The following is a 19363-nucleotide window of genomic DNA, read 5'->3' on the forward strand; positions in this document are numbered from 1 at the left end:
ACCGCGCGCCCGGCGCCATCGCGCCGGGCGCGCGGTCCGACGAGGAGGATGGGATGACGCACACCCAGGAGCAGGTGGTGACCGTGCGACCGGAACCGAGCCAGCAGCCGGTGGTCGAGATGCGCGACATCTCCATCACGTTCGGCACCGTGTCCGCGTTGGACCGGGTCTCGATGCGGCTCTTCCCCGGTGAGGTGCACGCCCTGATGGGTGAGAACGGCGCCGGCAAGTCGACCTTGATCAAGGCGTTGACGGGCGTCTACACGATCGACGCCGGGACCATCGTCGTCGGCGGCGAGGAGCACGAGTTCCACACGCCGGCCGCCGCCCAGGCCGCCGGGATCAGCACCGTCTACCAAGAGGTCAACCTCGTCCCCAACCTCACGGTCGCCGAGAACATGCTGCTGGGGCGCGAGCCCCGGCGCTTCGGCGCGATCAACGTGCGGGCCATGAACCGCCGGGCCCGGCAGACGCTCGAGCGGCTCGGCCTCGACGTCAACCCGGGATCGCTCCTCGGCGACCACCCGATCGCCGTCCAGCAGCTGGTGGCCATCGCCCGCGCGGTCGACGTCGACGCCCGGGTGGTGATCCTCGACGAGCCGACGTCCAGCCTCGACGCCGACGAGGTCGAGAAGCTGTTCGACGTGATGCGCCGACTGCGCGAGCACGGCGTCGCGATCGTCTTCGTCTCCCACTTCCTGGACCAGATCTACGAGATCGCCGACCGGATGACCATCCTGCGCAACGGCCGTCTCGTCGAGGAGCGGATGGTCGCCGAGACCAGCCAGCTCGAGCTGGTCCGGCTCATGATCGGGCGCGAGCTCGAGGTTCTCGAGCGGCTCGACCGCGACCAGCGCCAAGCGGCCGTCAGCAGCGAGACGCCCGTGCTCAAGGCGGTCGGGTTGAGCCGGAAGGGGTCGCTGGAGGCCACCGACCTGACCCTCTACGAGGGCGAGGTCGTCGGCGTCGCCGGGCTCCTCGGCTCGGGGCGCACCGAGCTGGCCCGCCTGCTCTTCGGCGCCGACACGGCCGACCACGGCGAGCTCGAGGTGCGCAGCTCCCGGCGCCGGCTGCGGAGCCCGCGGCACGCCATCGACCGCAAGATGGCGTTCTCCAGCGAGGACCGGAAGGCCGAGGGCGTCATCGGCGACCTCACCGTCGCCGACAACATGCTGCTCGCGCTGCAGGCGTCGCGCGGGTGGCTGCGGCCGATCCCGCAGGCGACCCGGGCGCGGCTGGTGCGCGACTACATCCAGGCGCTCGACATCCGGCCCGCCGACCCCGACGCCCTGATGCGCAACCTCTCCGGCGGCAACCAGCAGAAGGTGCTGCTCGCCCGGTGGCTGATCACCGATCCCGACGTACTCATCCTCGACGAGCCGACGCGCGGCATCGACATCGGCGCCAAGACCCAGATCCAGACCCTGGTCGCCGACCTCGCGGCCAAGGGGATGGCCGTGGTGTTCATCTCCGCCGAGCTCGAGGAGGTCCTGCGGCTCAGCCACCGGGTGGTGGTCATGCGGGACCGGCGCAAGATCCGGGAGCTCCCGAACGACGACGTGAGCGTCAGCGACGTCCTGGAGATCATCGCGGGCGAGGCCCGCCAGACCGAGGAGGGAACGGCGTGACCGACACTCTCGACCGGGCGCCCGCCCCTGAGCGCGGCGCCGCCCGGCCCGGCCTGGCCGGCCGGTTGCTCGGCCACCAGCTGCTCTGGCCGGTCCTCGCGATCATCGTCATGCTGGTCATCGACGTCATCGCCAACCCGTCGTTCCTCGACGTGCGGATCCAGGACGGGCACCTCTACGGCAACGTCATCGACATCGCGCGCAACAGCGCGCCGGTCATGCTCGTGGCGCTCGGCATGACCCTGGTCATCGCCACCCGCGGGATCGACCTGTCCGTCGGTGCGGTCGCCGCCATCGCGGCCGCCGTGGCGTGCACGCGGATCGTCGAGTCCGCCGACGAGGGCGCCGCGTCCGCCACGATCCTCGCCAGTACGACGGCGCTCGCGGTCTGCGTCCTGCTGGGGGTGTGGAACGGCTTCCTGGTCTCCGTGCTGGGCATCCAGCCGATCATCGCGACGCTGGTGCTGATGGTCGCCGGGCGCGGGCTCGCCATGCTGATCACCGACGGCCAGATCACCACGCCGACCAACGACACCTTCTCCAACCTGGCGTCGGGCTTCGTGCTCGGCCTCCCGATCGCGTTCCTCATCGCGCTGGGGATGGTCGCACTGACGGCCGTGCTGACCCGCCGCACCGCGCTCGGCATGCTGATCGAGGCGGTCGGCATCAACCCGGACGCCAGCCGGCTGGCCGGGGTCCGGGCGCGCACCATCACCTGGACGGTCTACGTCTTCGGAGCGGTGTGCGCCGGACTGGCGGGCCTGATCATCGCCGCCAACACCAACTCGGTGAACGCGAACAGCCTCGGCCTCTGGATCGAGCTGGACGCGATCCTGGCGGTCGTCATCGGAGGCACTGCGCTGACCGGCGGGCGGTTCTCCCTCGCCGGCACCGTCGTCGGGGCGCTGCTGATCGCCACCCTGGTCCGCACCATCCCGAGCATCGGGATCCCGTCGGAGGCCAACTACCTCTTCAAGGCGTTCGTCGTGATCCTCGTCTGCCTGCTCCAGTCACCGCGTGCCCGAGCCGCCCTCCGCGTCCGCGGTCGTCGGGGCGCCCAGCCGAAGGCGGTCGCCGCATGAGCGCCACCATCGCCGTCCCGAACCCCTCGGTGTGGGACCGGGTCCGCACCTACTCGCCGTCGCGTCGCTACCTGCCGGTCGTCGCCACGTTCGCGCTGTTCATCGGCATGTTCGGCGCCGGCGGCATCCGGTACGAGGGGTTCACCGACCCGCAGGTGTTCCTGAGCCTGCTGCTCGACAACTCCTTCCTGATCGTGCTCGCGGTCGGGATGACGTTCGTGATCCTCAGCGGCGGCATCGACCTGTCGGTGGGATCGGTCGTCGCGCTGTCCACGATGATCGCCGCGAAGACGCTCGAGATGGGCTGGTCGCCGTACCTCTCGATGGTGACGGTGCTGGTCGTCGGGACGCTGCTCGGGACGTTGATGGGGCTGCTCATCCACTACCTCGACATCCAGCCGTTCATCGCGACGCTCGCGGGGCTCTTCCTCGCCCGCGGCCTGACCTACCTGATCAGCACCGAGTCGATCCCCATCACCGACGCGACGTTCACCGAGCTGGCCTTCGCCTCGATCACGCTCCCCGGCGGCTACTACACGACCTGGACCGTCGTGGTCGCCCTCGCGACCGTGGTCGTGGCCGCCGCGGTCCTGGCCAGGACCCGCTTCGGGCGCACCGTCTACGCCGTGGGCGGCAACGAGGCCTCGGCGATGCTGATGGGCCTGCGGGTCGCCGCGGTGAAGGTGGGTGTCTACGCGATCAGCGGGTTCTGCGCCGCGCTCGGCGGCCTGCTGTTCGGTCTCTACACGCTGTCGGGCTACAGCCTGCACGCGGTCGGCATGGAGCTCGACGCGATCGCGGCGGTGGTGATCGGCGGGACGCTGCTCACCGGCGGCCGTGGGTTCGTGGTCGGATCGCTGCTCGGCGTGCTCGTGCTCGGCACGATCCAGACGTTCATCTCCTTCGACGGCACCCTCAACTCCTGGTGGACCCGGATCGTGATCGGCGCGCTGCTGCTGGTGTTCGTCGTCGTCCAGCGGCTGATGACCCGGCGGCAGACATGAGTGACCTCAACGGTCGGACGCCGGTGATGGCCGACGTCGCGCGGCTCGCCGGCGTCTCCCACCAGACCGTGTCCCGGGTCGTCAACGGCCAGACCAACCTGCGGCCGGCGACCCGCGACCGGGTCCTGGAGGCGATCCGGCAGCTCGGCTACCGGCCGAACACCGCGGCCCGGAGCCTGGTCACCCGCCGTTCCGGGACGATCGGTGTGATCGGCTCCAAGAGCGGCTTCTGGGGTCCCAGCACGGTCCACCGCGCCATCCAGGCCGCGGGTCGTGAGGCCGGCTACTTCGTCAGCTCGGCCAACCTGCAGAGCCTCACCCGCGCCGAGTTCACCGACGCCATGAACCACCTGCGCGACCAACACGTCGAGGGGATCGTGCTGATCGCCGCGACCGACGACGCCGTCGATGCCGCCCGGACCCAGGTCGACCAGGGCGTCCCGGTCGTCGTCGTGGAGGGCGACCAGGCCAAGGCGCCGTGGACGGTCGGCGTCGACCAGGTCGCCGGGGCCGAGCTCGGCACCCGGCACCTCATCGAGCTCGGGCACCGCGACGTGCTCCACCTCGCCGGCCCGACGTCGTGGACCGAGGCCCGGGCGCGGCTGCGGGGCTACCGCAACGCCATGTACGCCGCGGGGCTGCGTCCCTCGCGCCAGATCCAGGGCGACTGGTCGGCGCGCAGCGGCTACGAGGCAGGCCGCGAGGTAGCGAGCCGCGACGACGTCACCGCGGTCTTCTGCGCCAACGACCAGATGGCGCTCGGGCTGCTGCTGTCGCTGTCCGAGGCCGGACGATCGGTGCCGGGCGACATCAGCGTCGTCGGGTTCGACGACATCCCCGAGGCGGCGTACCTCATCCCGCCGCTCACCACCGTCCGGCAGGACTTCGCCGCGGTCGGCCGGCGCGCGATCGAGATCCTGCGCGCCGCGATCGCCGACGACCCCACGCCCGACCGGTTGATCAGCCCCGAGCTGGTCGTGCGGTCCAGCAGCGTCCCACCCAGAGGAGCGGAAGCCTGATGCAGGAGCAGTACGTCGTCGGCGTCGACTTCGGGACCCTGTCGGGTCGCGCCGTCGTGGTCCGGGTCTCGGACGGCGCCGAGCTCGCCTCGGCCGTCCATCCCTACGCCCACGCCGTCATCGAGGACCGGCTGCCGGGCAGCGGTCGACCGCTGCCGCCGGAGTGGGCGCTGCAGGTGCCGGACGACNGGTCGGCATCGCGACCGACTTCACCGCGTGCACGATGATCCCGACGCTCGCCGACGGCACCCCGCTCTGCGAGCTCGACGGCCTGCGCGACCGGCCGCACGCCTACGTCAAGCTGTGGAAGCACCACGCGGCGCAGCCGCACGCCGACCGGATCAACGCGCTCGCGGCGGAGCGGGGCGAGTCCTGGCTGCCGAGGTACGGCGGGCTCATCTCCTCGGAGTGGGAGTTCGCCAAGGGGCTCCAGCTCTTCGAGGAGGACCGCGAGGTCTACGACCGGATGGAGCGGTGGGTCGAGGCCGCCGACTGGATCGTGTGGCAGCTGTGCGGCAGCTACGTCCGCAACGCCTGCACGGCGGGCTACAAGGGGATCCTCCAGGACGGCTCCTACCCGTCCGTCGACTACCTCGAGGCGCTCTCCCCGGGCTTCGGCCGCTTCGTGGCCGACAAGCTCGACCAGCCGATCGGCCGGCTCGGCGACCGCGCCGGCGGTCTCACCGCCGAGGCCGCCGCGTGGACCGGTCTGCCGGAGGGGATCGCGGTCGCGGTCGGCAACGTCGACGCGCACGTGACCGCTCCGGCCGCCCAGGCCGTCGGCCCGGGCCAGATGGTCGCCATCATGGGCACGTCCACGTGCCACGTCATGAACGCCGAGGTGCTGCGCGAGGTCCCCGGAATGTGCGGCGTGGTCGAGGGCGGGATCGTCGCCGGCAGCTGGGGCTACGAGGCCGGCCAGAGCGGTGTGGGCGACATCTTCGGCTGGTTCACCGAGTCGTCGGTGCCGTCGTCGTACGCCGAAGCGGCCGCGGCCGCCGGCGGGGACCTGCACCAGCACCTGACCCGGCTCGCCGCCGCGCAGGAGGTGGGGGAGCACGGCCTGGTCGCCCTCGACTGGCACAGCGGCAACCGGTCGGTGCTCGTCGACCACGAGCTGTCCGGTCTCGTCGCCGGGCTGACCCTCGCGACGCGTCCGGAGGACGTCTACCGCGCGCTGCTGGAGGCGACCGCGTTCGGGACCCGCGTGATCGTCGAGACGTTCCGCGACAGCGGCGTCCCGGTCGAGGAGTTCGTCGTCGCGGGCGGGTTGGCCAAGAACGCGCTGCTGATGCAGATCTACGCCGACGTCACCCGGCTGCCGCTGTCGGTGATCGACTCCGAGCAGGGTCCCGCCCTCGGCTCCGCGATCCACGCCGCCGTCGCGGCCGGCGCCTACCCCGACGTCCCGACCGCCGCGAAGTCGATGGGCAAGGTCCGGCGCGGCGTCCACCAGCCGGACGAGGCGCGGGCGGCGGCGTACGACGAGCTGTTCGCCGAGTACCTCGCCCTGCACGACCACTTCGGGCGGGCCGCCACCACGATGCGCCGGCTGAAAGCCGTCCGGCGGCGCGCGGTGGCGCGCCGGCGCGGCGAGACCGAGGGGAGTGTCCGGTGACCGTCGTCAGCGACGTGAGCGAGACCATCGCAGGACTGCGGCGCGAGGTCTGCGCCCTCCACGAGCAGCTCGTCCGCTACCAGCTGGTCGTCTGGACGGCCGGCAACGTGTCGGCGCGGGTCCCCGGCCACGACCTGATGGTCATCAAGCCCAGCGGGGTCGACTACGACGCGCTCACCCCCGAGAACATGGTGGTCTGCGACCTGCAGGGGCGGGTCGTCGAGGGCGACCACGCGCCGTCGTCGGACACCGAGGCGCAGGCCTACGTCTACCGCCACCTGCCCCACGTGGGCGGCGTGGTCCACACGCACTCGTCGTACGCCGTCGCCTGGGCTGCCCGCGCGGAACCGATCCCGTGCGTCACGACCATGTGCGCCGACGAGTTCGGCGGCGACATCCCCGTCGGGCCGTTCGCGATCATCGGCGACGACTCGATCGGCCGCGGGATCGTGGACACCCTGCGCGAGAGCCGCTCGCCCGCCGTACTCATGCAGAACCACGGCGTCTTCGCCATCGGGCCGAACGCCAAGGCGGCGGTCAAGGCAGCGGTGATGTGCGAGGACGTCGCCCGCTCGGTGCACCTGGCTCGCCAGCTCGGCGACCCGGTGCCGATCGACCGACGGCACGTGGATGCCCTCCACGACCGTTACCAGAACGCCTACGGGCAGCACTGAAAGGAACCCATGTCCGACAACACCCCCGAGGTCTGGTTCCTGACCGGGAGCCAGTCGCTCTACGGGCCGGAGACGCTGGACCAGGTCGCCGCGCAGTCGCAGGAGATCGCCCGTCGGCTCGACGGTGCCTCCGGCGTACCGGTCGAGGTCGTCTGGAAGCCGGTGCTCCTCGACGCGGGCTCGATCCACCGCCAGATCCTCGAGGCCAACAGCGCCCCGGACTGCGTGGGCGTGATCGCGTGGATGCACACGTTCTCGCCGGCGAAGATGTGGATCGCCGGGCTCGACGCGCTGCAGAAGCCGCTGCTCCACCTGCACACGCAGGCCGGCATGGAGCTGCCGTGGTCGACCATCGACATGGACTTCATGAACCTCAACCAGGCCGCCCACGGCGACCGGGAGTTCGGCTACATCCAGTCCCGTCTCGGTGTCCCGCGCAAGACGGTCGCCGGGCACGTCGACAACCCCGCGGTCCAGCGCCGGGTCGCCGACTGGGCGCGCGCGGCGCTCGGCCGTGCCGAGCTGCGCGACCTCCGGCTGGCCCGCTTCGGCGACAACATGCGCGACGTCGCGGTCACCGAGGGCGACAAGGTCGAGGCCCAGCTCCGGTTCGGGGTCTCGGTCAACACCTACGGCGTCAACGACCTGGTCGCGGTCGTGGACGCCGTCGGCGACGAGGAGATCGACAAGCTGGTCGAGGAGTACGCCGACCTCTACCGGATCGCACCCGAGCTGGGCCCGGGCGGCGAGCGCCACCACGCCCTCCGCTACGGCGCGCGCATCGAGGCCGGCCTGCGCACCTTCCTCGAGGACGGTGGCTTCGGCGCGTTCACGACCAACTTCGAGGACCTCGGCGGACTCCGGCAGCTGCCCGGTCTCGCCGTACAACGACTGATGGCCGACGGCTACGGGTTCGGCGGCGAGGGTGACTGGAAGACGTCCGTGCTGCTGCGCGGCATGAAGGTGATGGCCCGCGGCCTGCCGGGCGGCACGTCGTTCATGGAGGACTACACGTACCACCTGGTCCCCGGCGAGGAGAAGATCCTCGGCGCCCACATGCTCGAGGTCTGCCCGACCCTCACGACCCAGCGGGCGTCGCTCGAGATCCACCCGCTCTCGATCGGCGGCCGCGAGGACCCGGTGCGGCTCCGGTTCACCGCCGACCCCGGACCTGCGGTCGTCGCCGGGCTGTCGGACCTGGGTGACCGGTTCCGGCTCACCGTCAACGAGATCGACGTGGTCGAGCCGGACGAGGACCTGCCGCGGCTCCCGGTCGCCTGCGCGGTGTGGGAGCCCCGCCCCTCGCTGGCGACCTCAGCCGAGGCCTGGTTGATGGCCGGCGCTCCGCACCACACCGTGCTCTCCAAGGCGATCGGGCTCGACGTGCTCGCGGACTTCGCCGAGATGACCGCGACCGAGATCGCGGTCATCGACGCCGACACCACGCCGCGCAGCTTCCAGCGCGAGCTCCGGTGGAGCGCGGCCTACCACCGGTTGGCAGGGGGGATCTGATCCTTCCGAGCGGCCACGGCCGCCTGGAGCGGAAGCGCGCCGTCGAGCGACGTGAGTCGGAGCATCCGCGACAGGGCCGCGCAGGGACCCACGAGGGCGAGCTCGCCGCCGACGTGGGCGGCGCGGGTCCGCGCCCACAGGAGAGCGCTCAGCCCGGCGCAGTCGATGAAGGTCACCGCGGAGACGTCGACGACGAGCCGGGCATCCCGCAGCAGCCGCGACTCGATCTCGTCGATGATGGACTGCCGTCGGGCGAGGTCGATCTCGCCCTCGAGGCGGAGGACGTCGTCGTGGGGGTTGAGGGTGCCGGAATCGATCTCAAGGGACATAGCGCCCGCCGCTGGTCTAGCAGGAAGGAGCGAAGACTTCCGGGGTCTGGGGTCCCTCCGCAGCAGGATCGGATGGAACATCCGGTCCATTCGGACTGTCCCACCTCCAGGTCGGGCTGTCCATGGCCTGTCCGGACCAGGCCAGGGGACGAGACACCCGGGTCCGGTCAGTCGAGCGACCCGACCCCGCTCGGGGCGTCCGGCTCGGCCGCCCACCGCGGAATGATGAACAGGCCGCTCGCCTCGACCGCAGGCGAGGAGTCGGGGCCGTCGGCGGCGATCCAGCCGGTGACCATGACCTTCCGGGCGTCCTCCCTCGCGATCCGTGCCTCCATCCGCACCGGTCCGAGGGGCAGCGGCTGCACGTAGCGCAGGGTGAGGGTCCCGGTGACGGTGACCCGCGTGTGGGCAGCGCTGGCCGTCTCGCCCATCAGGTGGTCGAGGATCATGGCCGAGACTCCGCCGTGCACGCTGCCCGGAGGTCCCTCGTACGCCGCGCCGAGGGTCAGTGCCGCTCGCACCGAGCCGTCCTCCTGCCACTCGAGCCGCACCGGCGGCGCCACCGCGTTCCGGACGCCGACCACCGCGTTGCCCCAGTTCCAGGACCGGCCGTCGGCGTTGAAGTGGATGCCGGCCGGCTCGGGCGGCGCGTCCGCGGCCAGCAGGTCGGCCGCCTGCCGCACCAGCTCTCGGGCGCGAGCGACCTGTGACTCGTCGACCCGGGTCCGGATCGTGACGTCGAGCAGGTCGCGCAGGTCGTCGGCGAGACCGCCGTACAGCTCTTCGGCTGCATCGACCTCGGCGGTGGGGATGTCCTCGAAGGAGAAGGACGACAGGGAGAGGCTGGACACATGTCCAATCTAGTGGAACGGGCTCCTCGACCTCTCGATCCCTCGGGCGACCGGCAGTCGATAGGGGCGTGCTGGCCCCCGGTGGGCGGGACGTTGGACCCGGACGCTGCTGGCGGCGTGGCCGGCCCGGTGCCGGACCGGCCACGCCCCCACTGTCAGGACGCGAGGAGCTCGCCCATCAGGTCGATCTCGGCCTGCTGGGAGGTCTCGATGGCCTCGGCGAGGTCGAGGGCGGGTCGGAACACTCCGTCCGCCTGCTCCTCCTCGGCCATCTCGATGGCGCCCTCGTGGTGCTCGATCATCATCTCGAGCCACAGGTCCTCGAACGCCGTACCTCGGGCGTCCTCCAGGTCGGCCAGCTGCTGGTCGGTCATCATCCCGGGCATCTCGGAGTCCGTCCGGTCGCCGTCCATGTCGTCCATGTCGCCCATGTCGTGGCCGTCCATGCCGGATCCGCCCGACCCGCCCGACCCGCCCGACCCGCCCGACCCGTCCGGGTCCTCGACGTCCCAGTCGGCCAGCCAGCCGCGCATCGCGTCGATCTCCGGCGCCTGGGCGGCCTCGATGTCCATGGTCAGCTGCCGCACCTGCGGCGACAGCGTGCGACCGCGGGCGATGTCGACCATCGCCAGCGCTTGGGTGTGGTGGGGGATCATCGCGGTCGCGAACTCCACGTCGGCGTCGTTGAAGACGTCGCCGTTCGCCGCTGTCTGCTCGGCGCGGGCGTCGTCGCCGGTGTGGCCGTCGCCGGTGTCGCCGTCGCCGCACGCCGCGAGCGTGAAGAGCACGGTTCCGGTCGTGAGGGCGACAGCAAGCTGCTTGGGGTACTTCATGGGATCTCCTTGTCGAGGGGGTTGAGGTGCGCGCAGGGATACGGACCCGGCCGCCTCGGTGAGGGGAGCCGGGTCGGTCGCCGCATCAGCAACGCTGGATCGACAGGGCGAAGAGACAGGGAGGATCTCGGTAGCGGCGGGACCGGGCGGGCCGACCAAGACTGTCGGCGGCGTCGGCCCTCCGCGGGAGCCGGATGCCCCGGCTGAGGAGTACGGCGGCGGCGATGCCCGCCAGCAGCACGGCCAGGCAGAGCCCGGCGAACCCCGCCAGGTCGGGGTCGTCGCCGCGTTCCGGCAGCGCGCCGGTGTCGCTGGTGTCGCCGGCCGCGTGGTCGTGGTCGGCGACGGTGACTGCTGCCGGGATCGGGTCAGCTTGGTGACCGGCATGCGCGGCGCCGTGCACGGCCAGCCCGTGCATCGCGAACAACCCGAGGAGCGCTGCCACGCCGCACGCCCGACGGAGCGCGGCGGCAACCGTCATCCATCGAAGCCTGCCAGCCATCGAGGCCGAGTCTAGGCAGCGCCTCAACCCGGCGGTCCGGCGCCGCATCCGACCGTCACGCGAGAGCGAGGAAGAGCTTCTCCATCTTCTTCGCGTCGACGCTGTCGGGACCGCCCTCGGCCAGGCAGCGCTGGAGACCCGTCGACACGAGCGCGTAGCCGCCGCGGCTGATCGCCTTGTTGACCGCGGCGAGCTGGAGGAGGGCGGCTTCGCAGTCCGCGCCGTCCTCGAGCATCCGGATGACCGAGGCCAGGTGGCCGTTGGCCCGCTTGAGGCGGGCGATCACGGCCTTCGTCTCCTCAGGCGTGAGCTGCATCGTGGTCTCCTTCGGTCGGCTCGCCGAGCGCGGCGAGCATGCCGGACAGCCGCTCGCGGGCCTCTTCGGCAACGGCGGCGAGGTCTCCTTCGTCGCTGAACGATGTCATGGCCGCCGGGTCGAACACCTCCACCTTGGTGCGGTCGGACCCCTCGCTCGTCACCACCACGTTGCACGGCAGCATCGTCGCGATCCGGGGGTCGGCAGCGAGTGAGCGGTGGGCGAGCTCCGGTCGGCAGGCACCGAGGATCACCTTCGGGGCGATCTCGACTCCGAGCTTGGCCTTCAGCGTGGCGGCCAGGTCGATCTCGGTCAGTACGCCGAACCCGGCGTCCCCGAGCGCCTCGCGCACTCGCGCGACGGCGTCGTCGTACGGCTGCTCGACCGTGGTGGTGAGCGTGAAGCTGGTCATCGGTCCTCCCTCTCGTCGGGTGAGTTGGTAACCCCCCTGGGGGATATGTTAGCATCCTTTCCATCCCCCAGGGGGGATCGATCCAACTCGACGAAAGGGATGCCTGATGGCGCAGACGACGTACCAGCCGGCCGAAGCGAGCCCGGTCATCGAGGCGGGCCCGTTGGGTCGCCTCGGCCTCTGGGTGACCGACCACCGGCGTCTGGTCACCGCGGTCTGGGTGCTGCTCGTCGTCGGGCTCGGCGTGTTCGCGCCGAGCGTGGAGAAGAACCTCTCCGGTGCCGGCTGGCAAGCGGACGGCTCGGAGTCGGTCGCCGTCCGCGAGCTCGCCCAGGAGCACTTCGGTGGCAACGCCAGCCACGCCATCCAGGTCGTCGTGCACAGCACCGACGGCCCGCTCGACGAGGGCGACGGGCCGGCCGTGATGGCCGAGGTCGTCCGGATCCTCGAGGACGAGCCGCGACTGGCCGAGGTCGTGCCCGCCATCCCCGGTGTCAGCCTGTCGGAGGACGGACGCACCGCGGTGATCCTGGCCGGTGCCGGCACGGACACGAACGAGATGGTGCGGGTGGCCACCGACCTGAAGGAAGAGGTCGAGGGCCTCTCCACGGGGTCGGTCGAGGTCAACCCGACCGGGTCCTCGCTGCTGTGGTCGGACTTCAACGAGGCCAACCTCGACGCGATGCTGAAGTCGGAGATGTTCTCCTGGCCGGTGACGCTGGCGATCCTGGTGCTCGCCTTCGGTGCTCTGGTCGCGGCCGGTCTGCCGTTGCTCCTGACCCTCGCCGGGCTGATCGCATCGGCCGGGTCCCTGGTGCTCATCAACGAGCTGATGCCCGTGTCGATCTGGGCGATGAACTTCGCGATGATGTTCTCCCTGGCGCTGGGCATCGACTACGCCCTGTTCCTGGTGGTGCGGTTCCGCGCCGCCAGGATGGGTCACCACGAGACACCCCGCGAGGCGATCGCGGAGATGATGGACACCGCCGGCAAGGCCGTCCTGCTCTCCGGCGCGACGGTGCTGGTGTCGCTGTCCGCGGTCCTGCTGGTGCCGTCACCGTCGTTCAGGTCGATGGCCGGCGGGATCATGATCTCGGTGGTGTTCGTGCTCGCCGCGACCCTGACCCTGCTCCCGATCGTGCTGTTCAAGCTGGACCACAGGATCAACAAGCTGTCGCTGCCGTGGGTGCACGCCGGCGAGCACCGGTCGCCGGCCTTCGCGGCCTGGGGTGAGCGTCTGTGGCGGCGCCCCGTCGTGTGGGGCCTCGGGTCGCTGGTCGTGCTGGTGGCGCTGGCCGCGCCGATCTTCGGTCTCAAGACCGCGATGCCGTCGATCAAGGTCCTTCCCGAGGACGCCAGCGCGCGGATCGGCTACGACCAGGTGCAGGACGCCTTCGGGCCGGGTGCGCCCGGCATGCTGCAGATCGTCGTCGACGGCGGCGACGTCAGGGTGTCCGCTCGGACCCTGCAGGCGGACGCCGGAGTCGCTGCGGTGATGCCCGCCGTTCCTGCGGCGGACGGCAGCGACCTGCAGCTGATCCAGGCCGTCCCGACGGTCGACCCGTCCGACCCCGAGCTGGTCGACATCGTCGAGCGGCTCCGCGCCGACCTGCCCTCCTCGGCGCTGGTCGGTGGTGCAGCGGTGGAGAACATCGATCTGAAGACCCAGCTCGACGACTACACGCCGCTCGTGATCGGCGTGATCCTCGCGCTCGGCTTCCTGCTCCTGCTCGTGGCGCTGCAGGCGCCCTTGATCTCCCTGCTCGGGACCCTGGCCAGCCTGCTGTCCACCGCCGCCGCCTTCGGCGTCGCGCGCCTGGTCTTCCAGGACGGGCACGGGTCCGGGCTGCTCGGGTTCGAGCACCAAGGCTTCCTCGACGCGTGGGCCCCGGTCTTCTTCTTCGCGATGATCTTCGCGATCGCGATGGACTACACCGTCTTCCTGCTCGCCTCCGCCAAGGAGCACTGGGAGAAGTCCGGTGACCCGCACGAGGCGATGGTCGGCGCGGTCGCCCACTCCGGGCGGGTGATCTTCGCGGCCGGCGGTGTCATGGTCGCGGTGTTCTTCACCTTCGCCCTGTCCGGCCCGCTGCCCCCGAAGGAGATGGGCGTCATCCTCGGTGTGGCCGTCCTGCTCGACGCGTTCCTCGTCCGCCTCGTCCTGCTGCCGGTCATGCTCCGGTTCGCGGGCCGTGCGGCCTGGGCGACGCCCGGCTGGCTGCGGCGGATCCTGCCCAACATCACGTTCTCGCACGGCTGAGCCCGGAAGGAAGCAGCATGACCACCACCCCCGAACAGGCCGACAGCACCCACAGCCCTCATGGCAAGGAGGTGCTCCGCGACCTGACTCCCCTCCACCGCAACCTGCGCCGGGCGATCCCCGACGTCTACAAGGGCTTCGGTGAGCTCAGCAAGGCGGCGTTCGCCGACGGCGCGCTCGACCGCAAGACCAAGGAGCTGATCGCCCTGGCGATCGGCGTGGTCGAGGGTTGCGACGGGTGCATGGCCTCCCACGGACAGGCGGCTGCCCGTGCGGGCGCCACCCGCCAGGAAGCAGCCGAGGCGATCGGCGTCACCTTCCTCATGCACGGCGGTCCCGCCACCATCCACGGTGCGCGCGCGTACGACGCGTTCTGCGAGTTCGCCGACGCCATCGACTCCGGCGACGCGCCGGCCTGATCCACGACCCGACGAACCCGACGACCCCACGACCCGACGACCAGAGGAAGTATCCATGTGCCACGCCTCCCGCTGCCGGACCTGCGGCAAGACCACCTGGAAGGGCTGCGGACAGCACGTCTCGCAGGTCCGAGCAGGAATCCCTGTCGACCAGTGGTGCCCCGGCCACGCCGACACCGACACCAACAACGACAGCTGGTTCCGGCGCCTCGTCGGCCGCTGACCCGAGGAGATGACCATGAACATCGACCGTGCCGTCCTCGCGCTCGCCGGGACCCTCACGCTCATCAGTGCCCTGCTCGCGGCGGTCTGGTCGCCCTGGTGGCTGCTCCTCGCGGCCTTCGTCGGCGCCAACCAGCTCCAGGCCAGCCTCACCGGATGGTGTCCTGCCGCCCTGCTCCTGCAGCGGTTCGGAGTGCCGGCCGGTTGCGCCTTCGACGCGGAGGTCCGTCAGCCGACGTCCGCGAGGTGAGCACGCCGTCCCCGGGATGAGCGCCGCGCTGCGGGGTAACCCACAGCCATGGACACCGAGCCCATCGACCAGGACTCGATCCGCGCGGCGCTGGGTGTCGCCGAGGAGTTCGACGCAGCCCAGGAGGCCGAGCGCCGGATCCAGTTCCTCGCCGACTACCAGAGCGCGAGCGGCGCGAGCGGCTACGTGCTCGGCATCAGCGGCGGGCTCGACTCGACCGTCGCCGGGCGGCTGGCCGGCCTCGCGTGTGCCCGCACCGGCGGGACGTTCACCGCGATGCGGCTGCCGTACGGCCGGCAGCGCGACGAGTCGGACGCCGCCGACGCGCTCGCCTTCATCGAGCCGTCGGCGACCGTGACCGTCGACATCAAGCCGGCCGTCGACTCGCTCCACGACGAGACGGCCGTCAACGATCTCGGCCCGGAGCGGTCCGACTTCGTCAAGGGCAACGTCAAGGCCCGCCAGCGGATGGTGGCGCAGTACGCCGTCGCCGGGCGGCTGGGCAGCCTGGTCGTCGGGACCGATCACGCGGCCGAGGCGGTGATGGGCTTCTTCACCAAGTACGGCGACGGGGCCCTCGACGTGGCGCCCCTGCTCGGCCTCACCAAGGGCCGGGTGCGGGACATCGGACGCCACCTGGGAGCGCCCGCCCACCTGGTCGAGAAGGTGCCGACCGCGGACCTGGAGGAGCTGCGTCCCGCGCTGCCGGACGAGGAGGCGTACGGCGTGACGTACCAGGAGATCGACGCCTACCTCGTCGGCGAGGACGTGGGCGAACGCGCGCGCGGGGTCATCGAGACCGCCTACCGGCTGACCGCCCACAAGCGGCAGCTGCCGCCGGGGCCGTGACGGCTGTGGGACTCTCGGTGGACCTCATCGCGCGGCGCGCGTCGAACGCGTCGATCACCGTCGCCTGCGCCGAGTCGCTGACCTCGGGAGCGATCGCGTCGGCGCTCGGCCGCGGCGAGGACGCGTCGACGTGGTTCCGCGGGGGCGTCGTCGCTTACGCGCCCGCCGTGAAGTTCGAGGTGCTCGGCGTCGCGAAGGGACCGGTCGTCACCTCGTCGTGCGCTCTGCAGATGTGCCGAGGCGCCCGTCGGGTCCTGGTTGCGGACGCCGCAGTGGCCGTCACCGGCGTCGGCGGCCCGGGCGGGGAGGAGGGGCGGCCGCCGGGNGGAGGGGCGGCCGCCGGGCACCGTCTACATCGCGACCTCGTTGAGCGGACGCTCGGAGGTGACGTTGCACAGGTTCGAGGGTGAGCCGGCGCGCGTCGTGGAGCAGACCGTGCACGCCGCGCTCGACCAGCTGGCCACCCACCTCGCCGCCCGCTCCTGACCTTCCCCTCCCGCCCCGGCGTCGTGGCATCGGCCACATCACCGAGAGAACGGCGCGGAAGTGGGTACCTCCCCGGGGCGTCGAGTGGTCCGCTCCGGAGGATGAGGGGGTTCCATGCCTTACCACGACGACGGGCTCCGGCTGGGTGAGCTGGTCGGCTCGCTGCAGTCGCTCCTGCTCAGCACCAACGACCTGGAGGGCTTCCTCGAGGGAGTCGCGACGGTCGCGTCGAACGTGGTCGAGCCGCCCGCCTCCTGCGGGATCACCACGCAGTTCGCCGGGATGCCCACCACGGTGGCGACCAGCGACGCGCTGGCCGCCGAGGTCGATCAGATCCAGTACGACACCGGGGTCGGGCCCTGCCTCGAGACGCTGGCGACCGGCCAGCAGGTGGAGGTCACCGACCAGCGGTCCGACGAGCGCTGGCCGGCGTACGCCGCGGAGTCGGTCGCGCTCGGCGTACGGTGCTCGCTCAGCATTCCGCTGTCGATCGACGGCGGCCCCACGCTCGGAGCGCTCAACGTCTACGGCTTCGACCGGCCGCGTGAGTTCGGTCCCGACGAGCGGCGCCGCGTCGAGCTGTTCGCCGCCCAGGCGTCGACCGCGATCACCCTCGCCGTCCAGCGCAAGCAGCAGCAGAGCGTGGCCCAGCAGCTCGAGAAGGCGCTGCTGTCCCGATCGGTGATCGACCAGGCCGTCGGCGTGCTGATGGCCGAGCAGAGGTGTACGGCGGACCAGGCGTTCGCCCTGCTGCGCAAGCACTCCCAGAACAACAACCGCAAGCTGCGCGACGTCGCGGTCGAGGTGATCACCCGGCTGACCGGGCATCCTCCGGTCACCCCGACCCCGTTCCGGACCGGGGACGAGCCGACAGGCACTTGACAGCCCGGCTACTTTGGAAGTGGTTGGGATAACAGCCGGCGATCTGAATCGCAATCAGGCACTTCGTTTCGAAGAAAGCTCTCATGCCGGCTCCAGCACCGCATCCAGGTTCCACGCCATCCCTCGCCGAGCGGCCCACCGGCCACACCCTCACCAGCGGCGGGTCCGGTCCGGGCGCCCTGCTCGACATCCGGATCCGGCTCTCCTCCACCCTCGCGCTGGTCCGGCTCGTCGGAGAGCTCGACCTGTCCTCCGAACACCTCCTCGCCGATGCCCTCGGCTGCATCGAGGCGGCGTCGTGCCCCGCGAACCTCGTGGTGCTCGACCTGGCCGGGGTCACCTTCTGTGACGCGGCCGGCCTGCGTGCGATGGAGGCCTGCGCTGCCCGCCTCGGCGCCGAGGACAAGGAGCTCCGGCTCTCCAACGTGTCGCGTCCGGTGGCCAGGCTGCTCGCGATCTGTCAGCCCGCCCTGCCGGTGGGATCGTGGGCCTCTCCCGCCGGCTTGCTGTCCGACGCGTTGGCATCCCCGCAGGTCCGCGCGGCGCCCGCGGTCGGTCAGCTGTAGTTCGGGTTGTTGCCCGTCGGCATCACGATGTCGACCCGCTTGCCCTCGCCGAGGAAGAATCGGACCCCCTGGCGGAGGAACTCGTCGAAGAGCCAGTAGACCTTCGGCAGCAGGGGGAGCGGTGCCAGGGTCTCGCGGACCGCGATGAACTGCGGCCAGCCGTTCTTGACCATCGCGTCCATCCCCGGCTGGCGGGGGATCTCCAGCCAGGTCGCGATCTGGTCGCCCAGGCAGTAGCGGGTGAACGAGTGCAGCATCGGCTTGGACAGGCCGCCGTCGTACTCCGCTCCCAGGTCGAGCAGGATCTTCGCGAGCTTCACGCCTTCCGGGGTCGGCGCGAGGATCGGGTCGAGCACCTGGCGGGACTGGGTGTTCGCCGACGCCCAGGTCGCGGGGATGTACTCGTCCTTCACCCCCAGCATGTGGGCGGTGACCTGCCACAGGTGCAGGAACGCTGCCCGGTCGGCCGCCGCGACCGGCACCTTCCAGGCGGTCAGCTTGTTCATGCTGAAGGTCGCCAGGCTGTGCCAGGTCACCATGATGTCGGCCTGGCTGATCGGCTTGGTCTCGGGCGCGGCCGCCTGCCAGTGGCGGGACTGCGGCAGCAGGTGGCGTACGGCGGAGTGGGTCAGCCTGGTCTTGAGGCAGGTCACGACCATCTGGCCGCCGTCGCCGTAGGCGCTCTTCGCTCCGACGTCGTAGCCGAGCTTCGCCGTCTTGGCGATCCGGTCCTTCATGTCCGCGCCGCCGGCGGAGTAGTAGACCGCCCGCGCCTCGCGGGGGATGACGCAGCTCATCATGCCGCTGCCGAGTCCGTAGAGGACGCCGAGGTAGAGCCCACGCCGCTCGTAGAAGGAGAAGACCCGGTCCAGCTTCGCCTGGTCGGCCCAGGCCGGCAGCCGGCGGGCGCGCTCGAGGAACGTGTGCAGGTCGGCGGGGAGCCCGGCCGGCAGGGGTTGGTCGTTGCGCGTCCATCCGGCCAGCAGGTCGTTGACCAGGTCGACCTCGCCGCGCTCGAACAGGCCGGCGACCACCGCGTCGGCCTCGTCGTCCCAGACCAGACGCGGGTCGAGGCCGGCGCCGGAGCCGAGGACCGAGTCGCTCGCGGACCACGACCACGCCTTCGTCGGCGCGACGATGCCGAACATGCCGGCCGCTCCGAGTGCTCCGCCGCCGAGCAGCAGGCCTCGTCTGCTGAGTCCGTCCGTCGCCACAGTTCCTCCGCTTGCTGATACGCTGGTACGTGATGAGTATCTTTGTATCAGGACCGGATCGCGCGGCACAAGAGTCGCCGTCGCTGCTCGCACGCGTGCTGGCGGACGTCGTCGCGGACGCCGATCGCGACGAGCCGGACGCCACCGTCCTCGACGCCGCCTTCGACCTGTTCTGCCGCCAGGGCATCACCCGTACGACGATGGACGACGTCGCTCGGCGGGCCGGTCTGTCCCGGATCACGGTCTATCGACGGGTCTCGTCCAAGGAGGCTCTCGTCGAGCAGGTGGTGCTGCGCGAGTTCCGCCGCTACCTCGATCAGTTCGTCGCCGACGTCAGCCGGGCCGACAACGTCGCCGACCGCGTGGTCCTCGGCTTCGTCAGCTCGTTGCGTGCGGTCCGCAGCAACCCGCTCATGGCGGGCGTGGTCACCGCGG

The 19363-nt window shown here is 71.2% G+C and carries 23 protein-coding genes and 1 pseudogene; 17 read left to right on the plus strand and 7 right to left on the minus strand.

Annotation, left to right across the window (positions count from 1 at the left end; all coding sequences use genetic code 11):
• Window positions 1-53: 53 nt before the first annotated feature.
• From H0488_RS06910 to araA, 7 genes and pseudogenes are all read left to right on the plus strand, one after another.
• Window positions 54-1628 carry a sugar ABC transporter ATP-binding protein gene (locus H0488_RS06910; RefSeq protein ID WP_183098552.1) on the plus strand — a complete coding sequence of 525 codons (1575 nt, stop codon included), beginning with the start codon at window positions 54-56 and terminating at the stop codon, window positions 1626-1628.
• The gene (locus H0488_RS06915; protein ID WP_312856236.1) at window positions 1625-2710 is read left to right on the plus strand and encodes an ABC transporter permease; all 1086 of its coding nucleotides are present in this window, start codon (window positions 1625-1627) and stop codon (window positions 2708-2710) included. The genes H0488_RS06910 and H0488_RS06915 overlap by 4 nt, the downstream gene beginning before the upstream one ends.
• The gene (gene yjfF, locus H0488_RS06920) at window positions 2707-3714 is read left to right on the plus strand and encodes a galactofuranose ABC transporter, permease protein YjfF (RefSeq protein WP_183098553.1); all 1008 of its coding nucleotides are present in this window, start codon (window positions 2707-2709) and stop codon (window positions 3712-3714) included. Before H0488_RS06915 ends, yjfF begins: the two co-directional genes overlap by 4 nt.
• Entirely contained in the window at window positions 3711-4733 is a 1023-nt protein-coding gene (locus H0488_RS06925; protein ID WP_220794284.1) for a LacI family DNA-binding transcriptional regulator, read from the plus strand. Before yjfF ends, H0488_RS06925 begins: the two co-directional genes overlap by 4 nt.
• Window positions 4733-6351 (plus strand): annotated as a pseudogene (gene araB / locus H0488_RS06930) (ribulokinase). Before H0488_RS06925 ends, araB begins: the two are co-directional and overlap by 1 nt.
• Window positions 6348-7025, plus strand: a complete 678-nt coding sequence (locus H0488_RS06935) for an L-ribulose-5-phosphate 4-epimerase (protein WP_183098554.1) — start codon at window positions 6348-6350, stop codon at window positions 7023-7025. The pseudogene araB and the gene H0488_RS06935 overlap by 4 nt, the downstream one beginning before the upstream one ends.
• Window positions 7026-7034: 9 nt before the next feature.
• On the plus strand, window positions 7035-8537 hold the full coding sequence (gene araA, locus H0488_RS06940; RefSeq protein WP_183098555.1) for an L-arabinose isomerase: 1503 nt from the start codon (window positions 7035-7037) through the stop codon (window positions 8535-8537).
• Here the strand turns inward: araA and H0488_RS06945 are convergent.
• The 6 genes from H0488_RS06945 to H0488_RS06970 all read right to left on the minus strand — a co-directional run bounded on the left by H0488_RS06945 (window position 8510) and on the right by H0488_RS06970 (window position 11780).
• Window positions 8510-8866: an STAS domain-containing protein gene (locus tag H0488_RS06945; protein ID WP_183098556.1), complete on the minus strand. Its 357-nt coding sequence runs from the start codon at window positions 8864-8866 to the stop codon at window positions 8510-8512. The genes araA and H0488_RS06945 overlap by 28 nt on opposite strands.
• Window positions 8867-9033: 167 nt before the next feature.
• Complete coding sequence (locus tag H0488_RS24960; protein ID WP_183098557.1) at window positions 9034-9717, minus strand: PaaI family thioesterase; 684 nt, start codon at window positions 9715-9717, stop codon at window positions 9034-9036.
• 155 nt (window positions 9718-9872) lie between these two features.
• Window positions 9873-10550: a DUF305 domain-containing protein gene (locus tag H0488_RS06955; RefSeq protein ID WP_183098558.1), complete on the minus strand. Its 678-nt coding sequence runs from the start codon at window positions 10548-10550 to the stop codon at window positions 9873-9875.
• Window positions 10551-10635: 85 nt separating this feature from the next.
• A complete protein-coding gene (locus tag H0488_RS06960) occupies window positions 10636-11031 on the minus strand; it encodes a DUF6153 family protein (protein WP_183098559.1) in 396 nt (131 codons plus the stop codon).
• Between the two features lie 76 nt (window positions 11032-11107).
• On the minus strand, window positions 11108-11368 hold the full coding sequence (locus H0488_RS06965) for a metal-sensitive transcriptional regulator (protein ID WP_183098560.1): 261 nt from the start codon (window positions 11366-11368) through the stop codon (window positions 11108-11110).
• Window positions 11352-11780 (minus strand): DUF302 domain-containing protein, encoded by a 429-nt coding sequence (locus H0488_RS06970; RefSeq protein ID WP_183098561.1) that lies wholly within the window; start codon window positions 11778-11780, stop codon window positions 11352-11354. Before H0488_RS06970 ends, H0488_RS06965 begins: the two co-directional genes overlap by 17 nt.
• A 106-nt stretch (window positions 11781-11886) precedes the next feature.
• Between H0488_RS06970 and H0488_RS06975 the strand changes: the two genes are divergently transcribed.
• The 9 genes from H0488_RS06975 (at window position 11887) to H0488_RS07010 (ending at window position 17714) form a co-directional block, all read left to right on the plus strand.
• Window positions 11887-14040, plus strand: coding sequence for an MMPL family transporter (locus H0488_RS06975; protein WP_183098562.1), 2154 nt, complete (start codon window positions 11887-11889; stop codon window positions 14038-14040).
• A 17-nt stretch (window positions 14041-14057) separates the two neighbouring features.
• The gene (locus H0488_RS06980; protein WP_183098563.1) at window positions 14058-14459 is read left to right on the plus strand and encodes a carboxymuconolactone decarboxylase family protein; all 402 of its coding nucleotides are present in this window, start codon (window positions 14058-14060) and stop codon (window positions 14457-14459) included.
• Window positions 14460-14514: 55 nt separating this feature from the next.
• A complete protein-coding gene (locus H0488_RS06985) occupies window positions 14515-14682 on the plus strand; it encodes a DUF8730 family Cys-rich protein (protein ID WP_183098564.1) in 168 nt (55 codons plus the stop codon).
• Window positions 14683-14697: 15 nt separating this feature from the next.
• Window positions 14698-14931, plus strand: a complete 234-nt coding sequence (locus H0488_RS06990) for a YgaP family membrane protein (protein ID WP_183098565.1) — start codon at window positions 14698-14700, stop codon at window positions 14929-14931.
• Window positions 14932-14979: 48 nt separating this feature from the next.
• A complete protein-coding gene (nadE, locus tag H0488_RS06995; protein ID WP_183098566.1) occupies window positions 14980-15780 on the plus strand; it encodes an NAD(+) synthase in 801 nt (266 codons plus the stop codon).
• A gap of 17 nt (window positions 15781-15797) precedes the next feature.
• Complete coding sequence (locus H0488_RS24600; RefSeq protein ID WP_220794285.1) at window positions 15798-16190, plus strand: nicotinamide-nucleotide amidohydrolase family protein; 393 nt, start codon at window positions 15798-15800, stop codon at window positions 16188-16190.
• Window positions 16135-16266 (plus strand): hypothetical protein, encoded by a 132-nt coding sequence (locus H0488_RS24965; protein WP_312856237.1) that lies wholly within the window; start codon window positions 16135-16137, stop codon window positions 16264-16266. Before H0488_RS24600 ends, H0488_RS24965 begins: the two co-directional genes overlap by 56 nt.
• Window positions 16267-16380: 114 nt before the next feature.
• Window positions 16381-17148 (plus strand): GAF and ANTAR domain-containing protein, encoded by a 768-nt coding sequence (locus H0488_RS07005; protein ID WP_183098567.1) that lies wholly within the window; start codon window positions 16381-16383, stop codon window positions 17146-17148.
• A gap of 83 nt (window positions 17149-17231) precedes the next feature.
• Entirely contained in the window at window positions 17232-17714 is a 483-nt protein-coding gene (locus tag H0488_RS07010; protein WP_183098568.1) for an STAS domain-containing protein, read from the plus strand.
• Here the strand turns inward: H0488_RS07010 and H0488_RS07015 are convergent.
• Entirely contained in the window at window positions 17705-18928 is a 1224-nt protein-coding gene (locus H0488_RS07015) for an oxygenase MpaB family protein (protein WP_220794287.1), read from the minus strand. The two genes, H0488_RS07010 and H0488_RS07015, sit on opposite strands and share 10 nt — an antisense overlap.
• 32 nt (window positions 18929-18960) lie before the next feature.
• Between H0488_RS07015 and H0488_RS07020 the strand changes: the two genes are divergently transcribed.
• On the plus strand, window positions 18961-19363 hold a 403-nt coding region (locus tag H0488_RS07020), incomplete at its 3' end, for a TetR/AcrR family transcriptional regulator (RefSeq protein ID WP_183098569.1).

The sequence above is a fragment of the Nocardioides pelophilus genome, from assembly GCF_014180685.1.
GTDB lineage: Bacteria > Actinomycetota > Actinomycetes > Propionibacteriales > Nocardioidaceae > Nocardioides > Nocardioides pelophilus.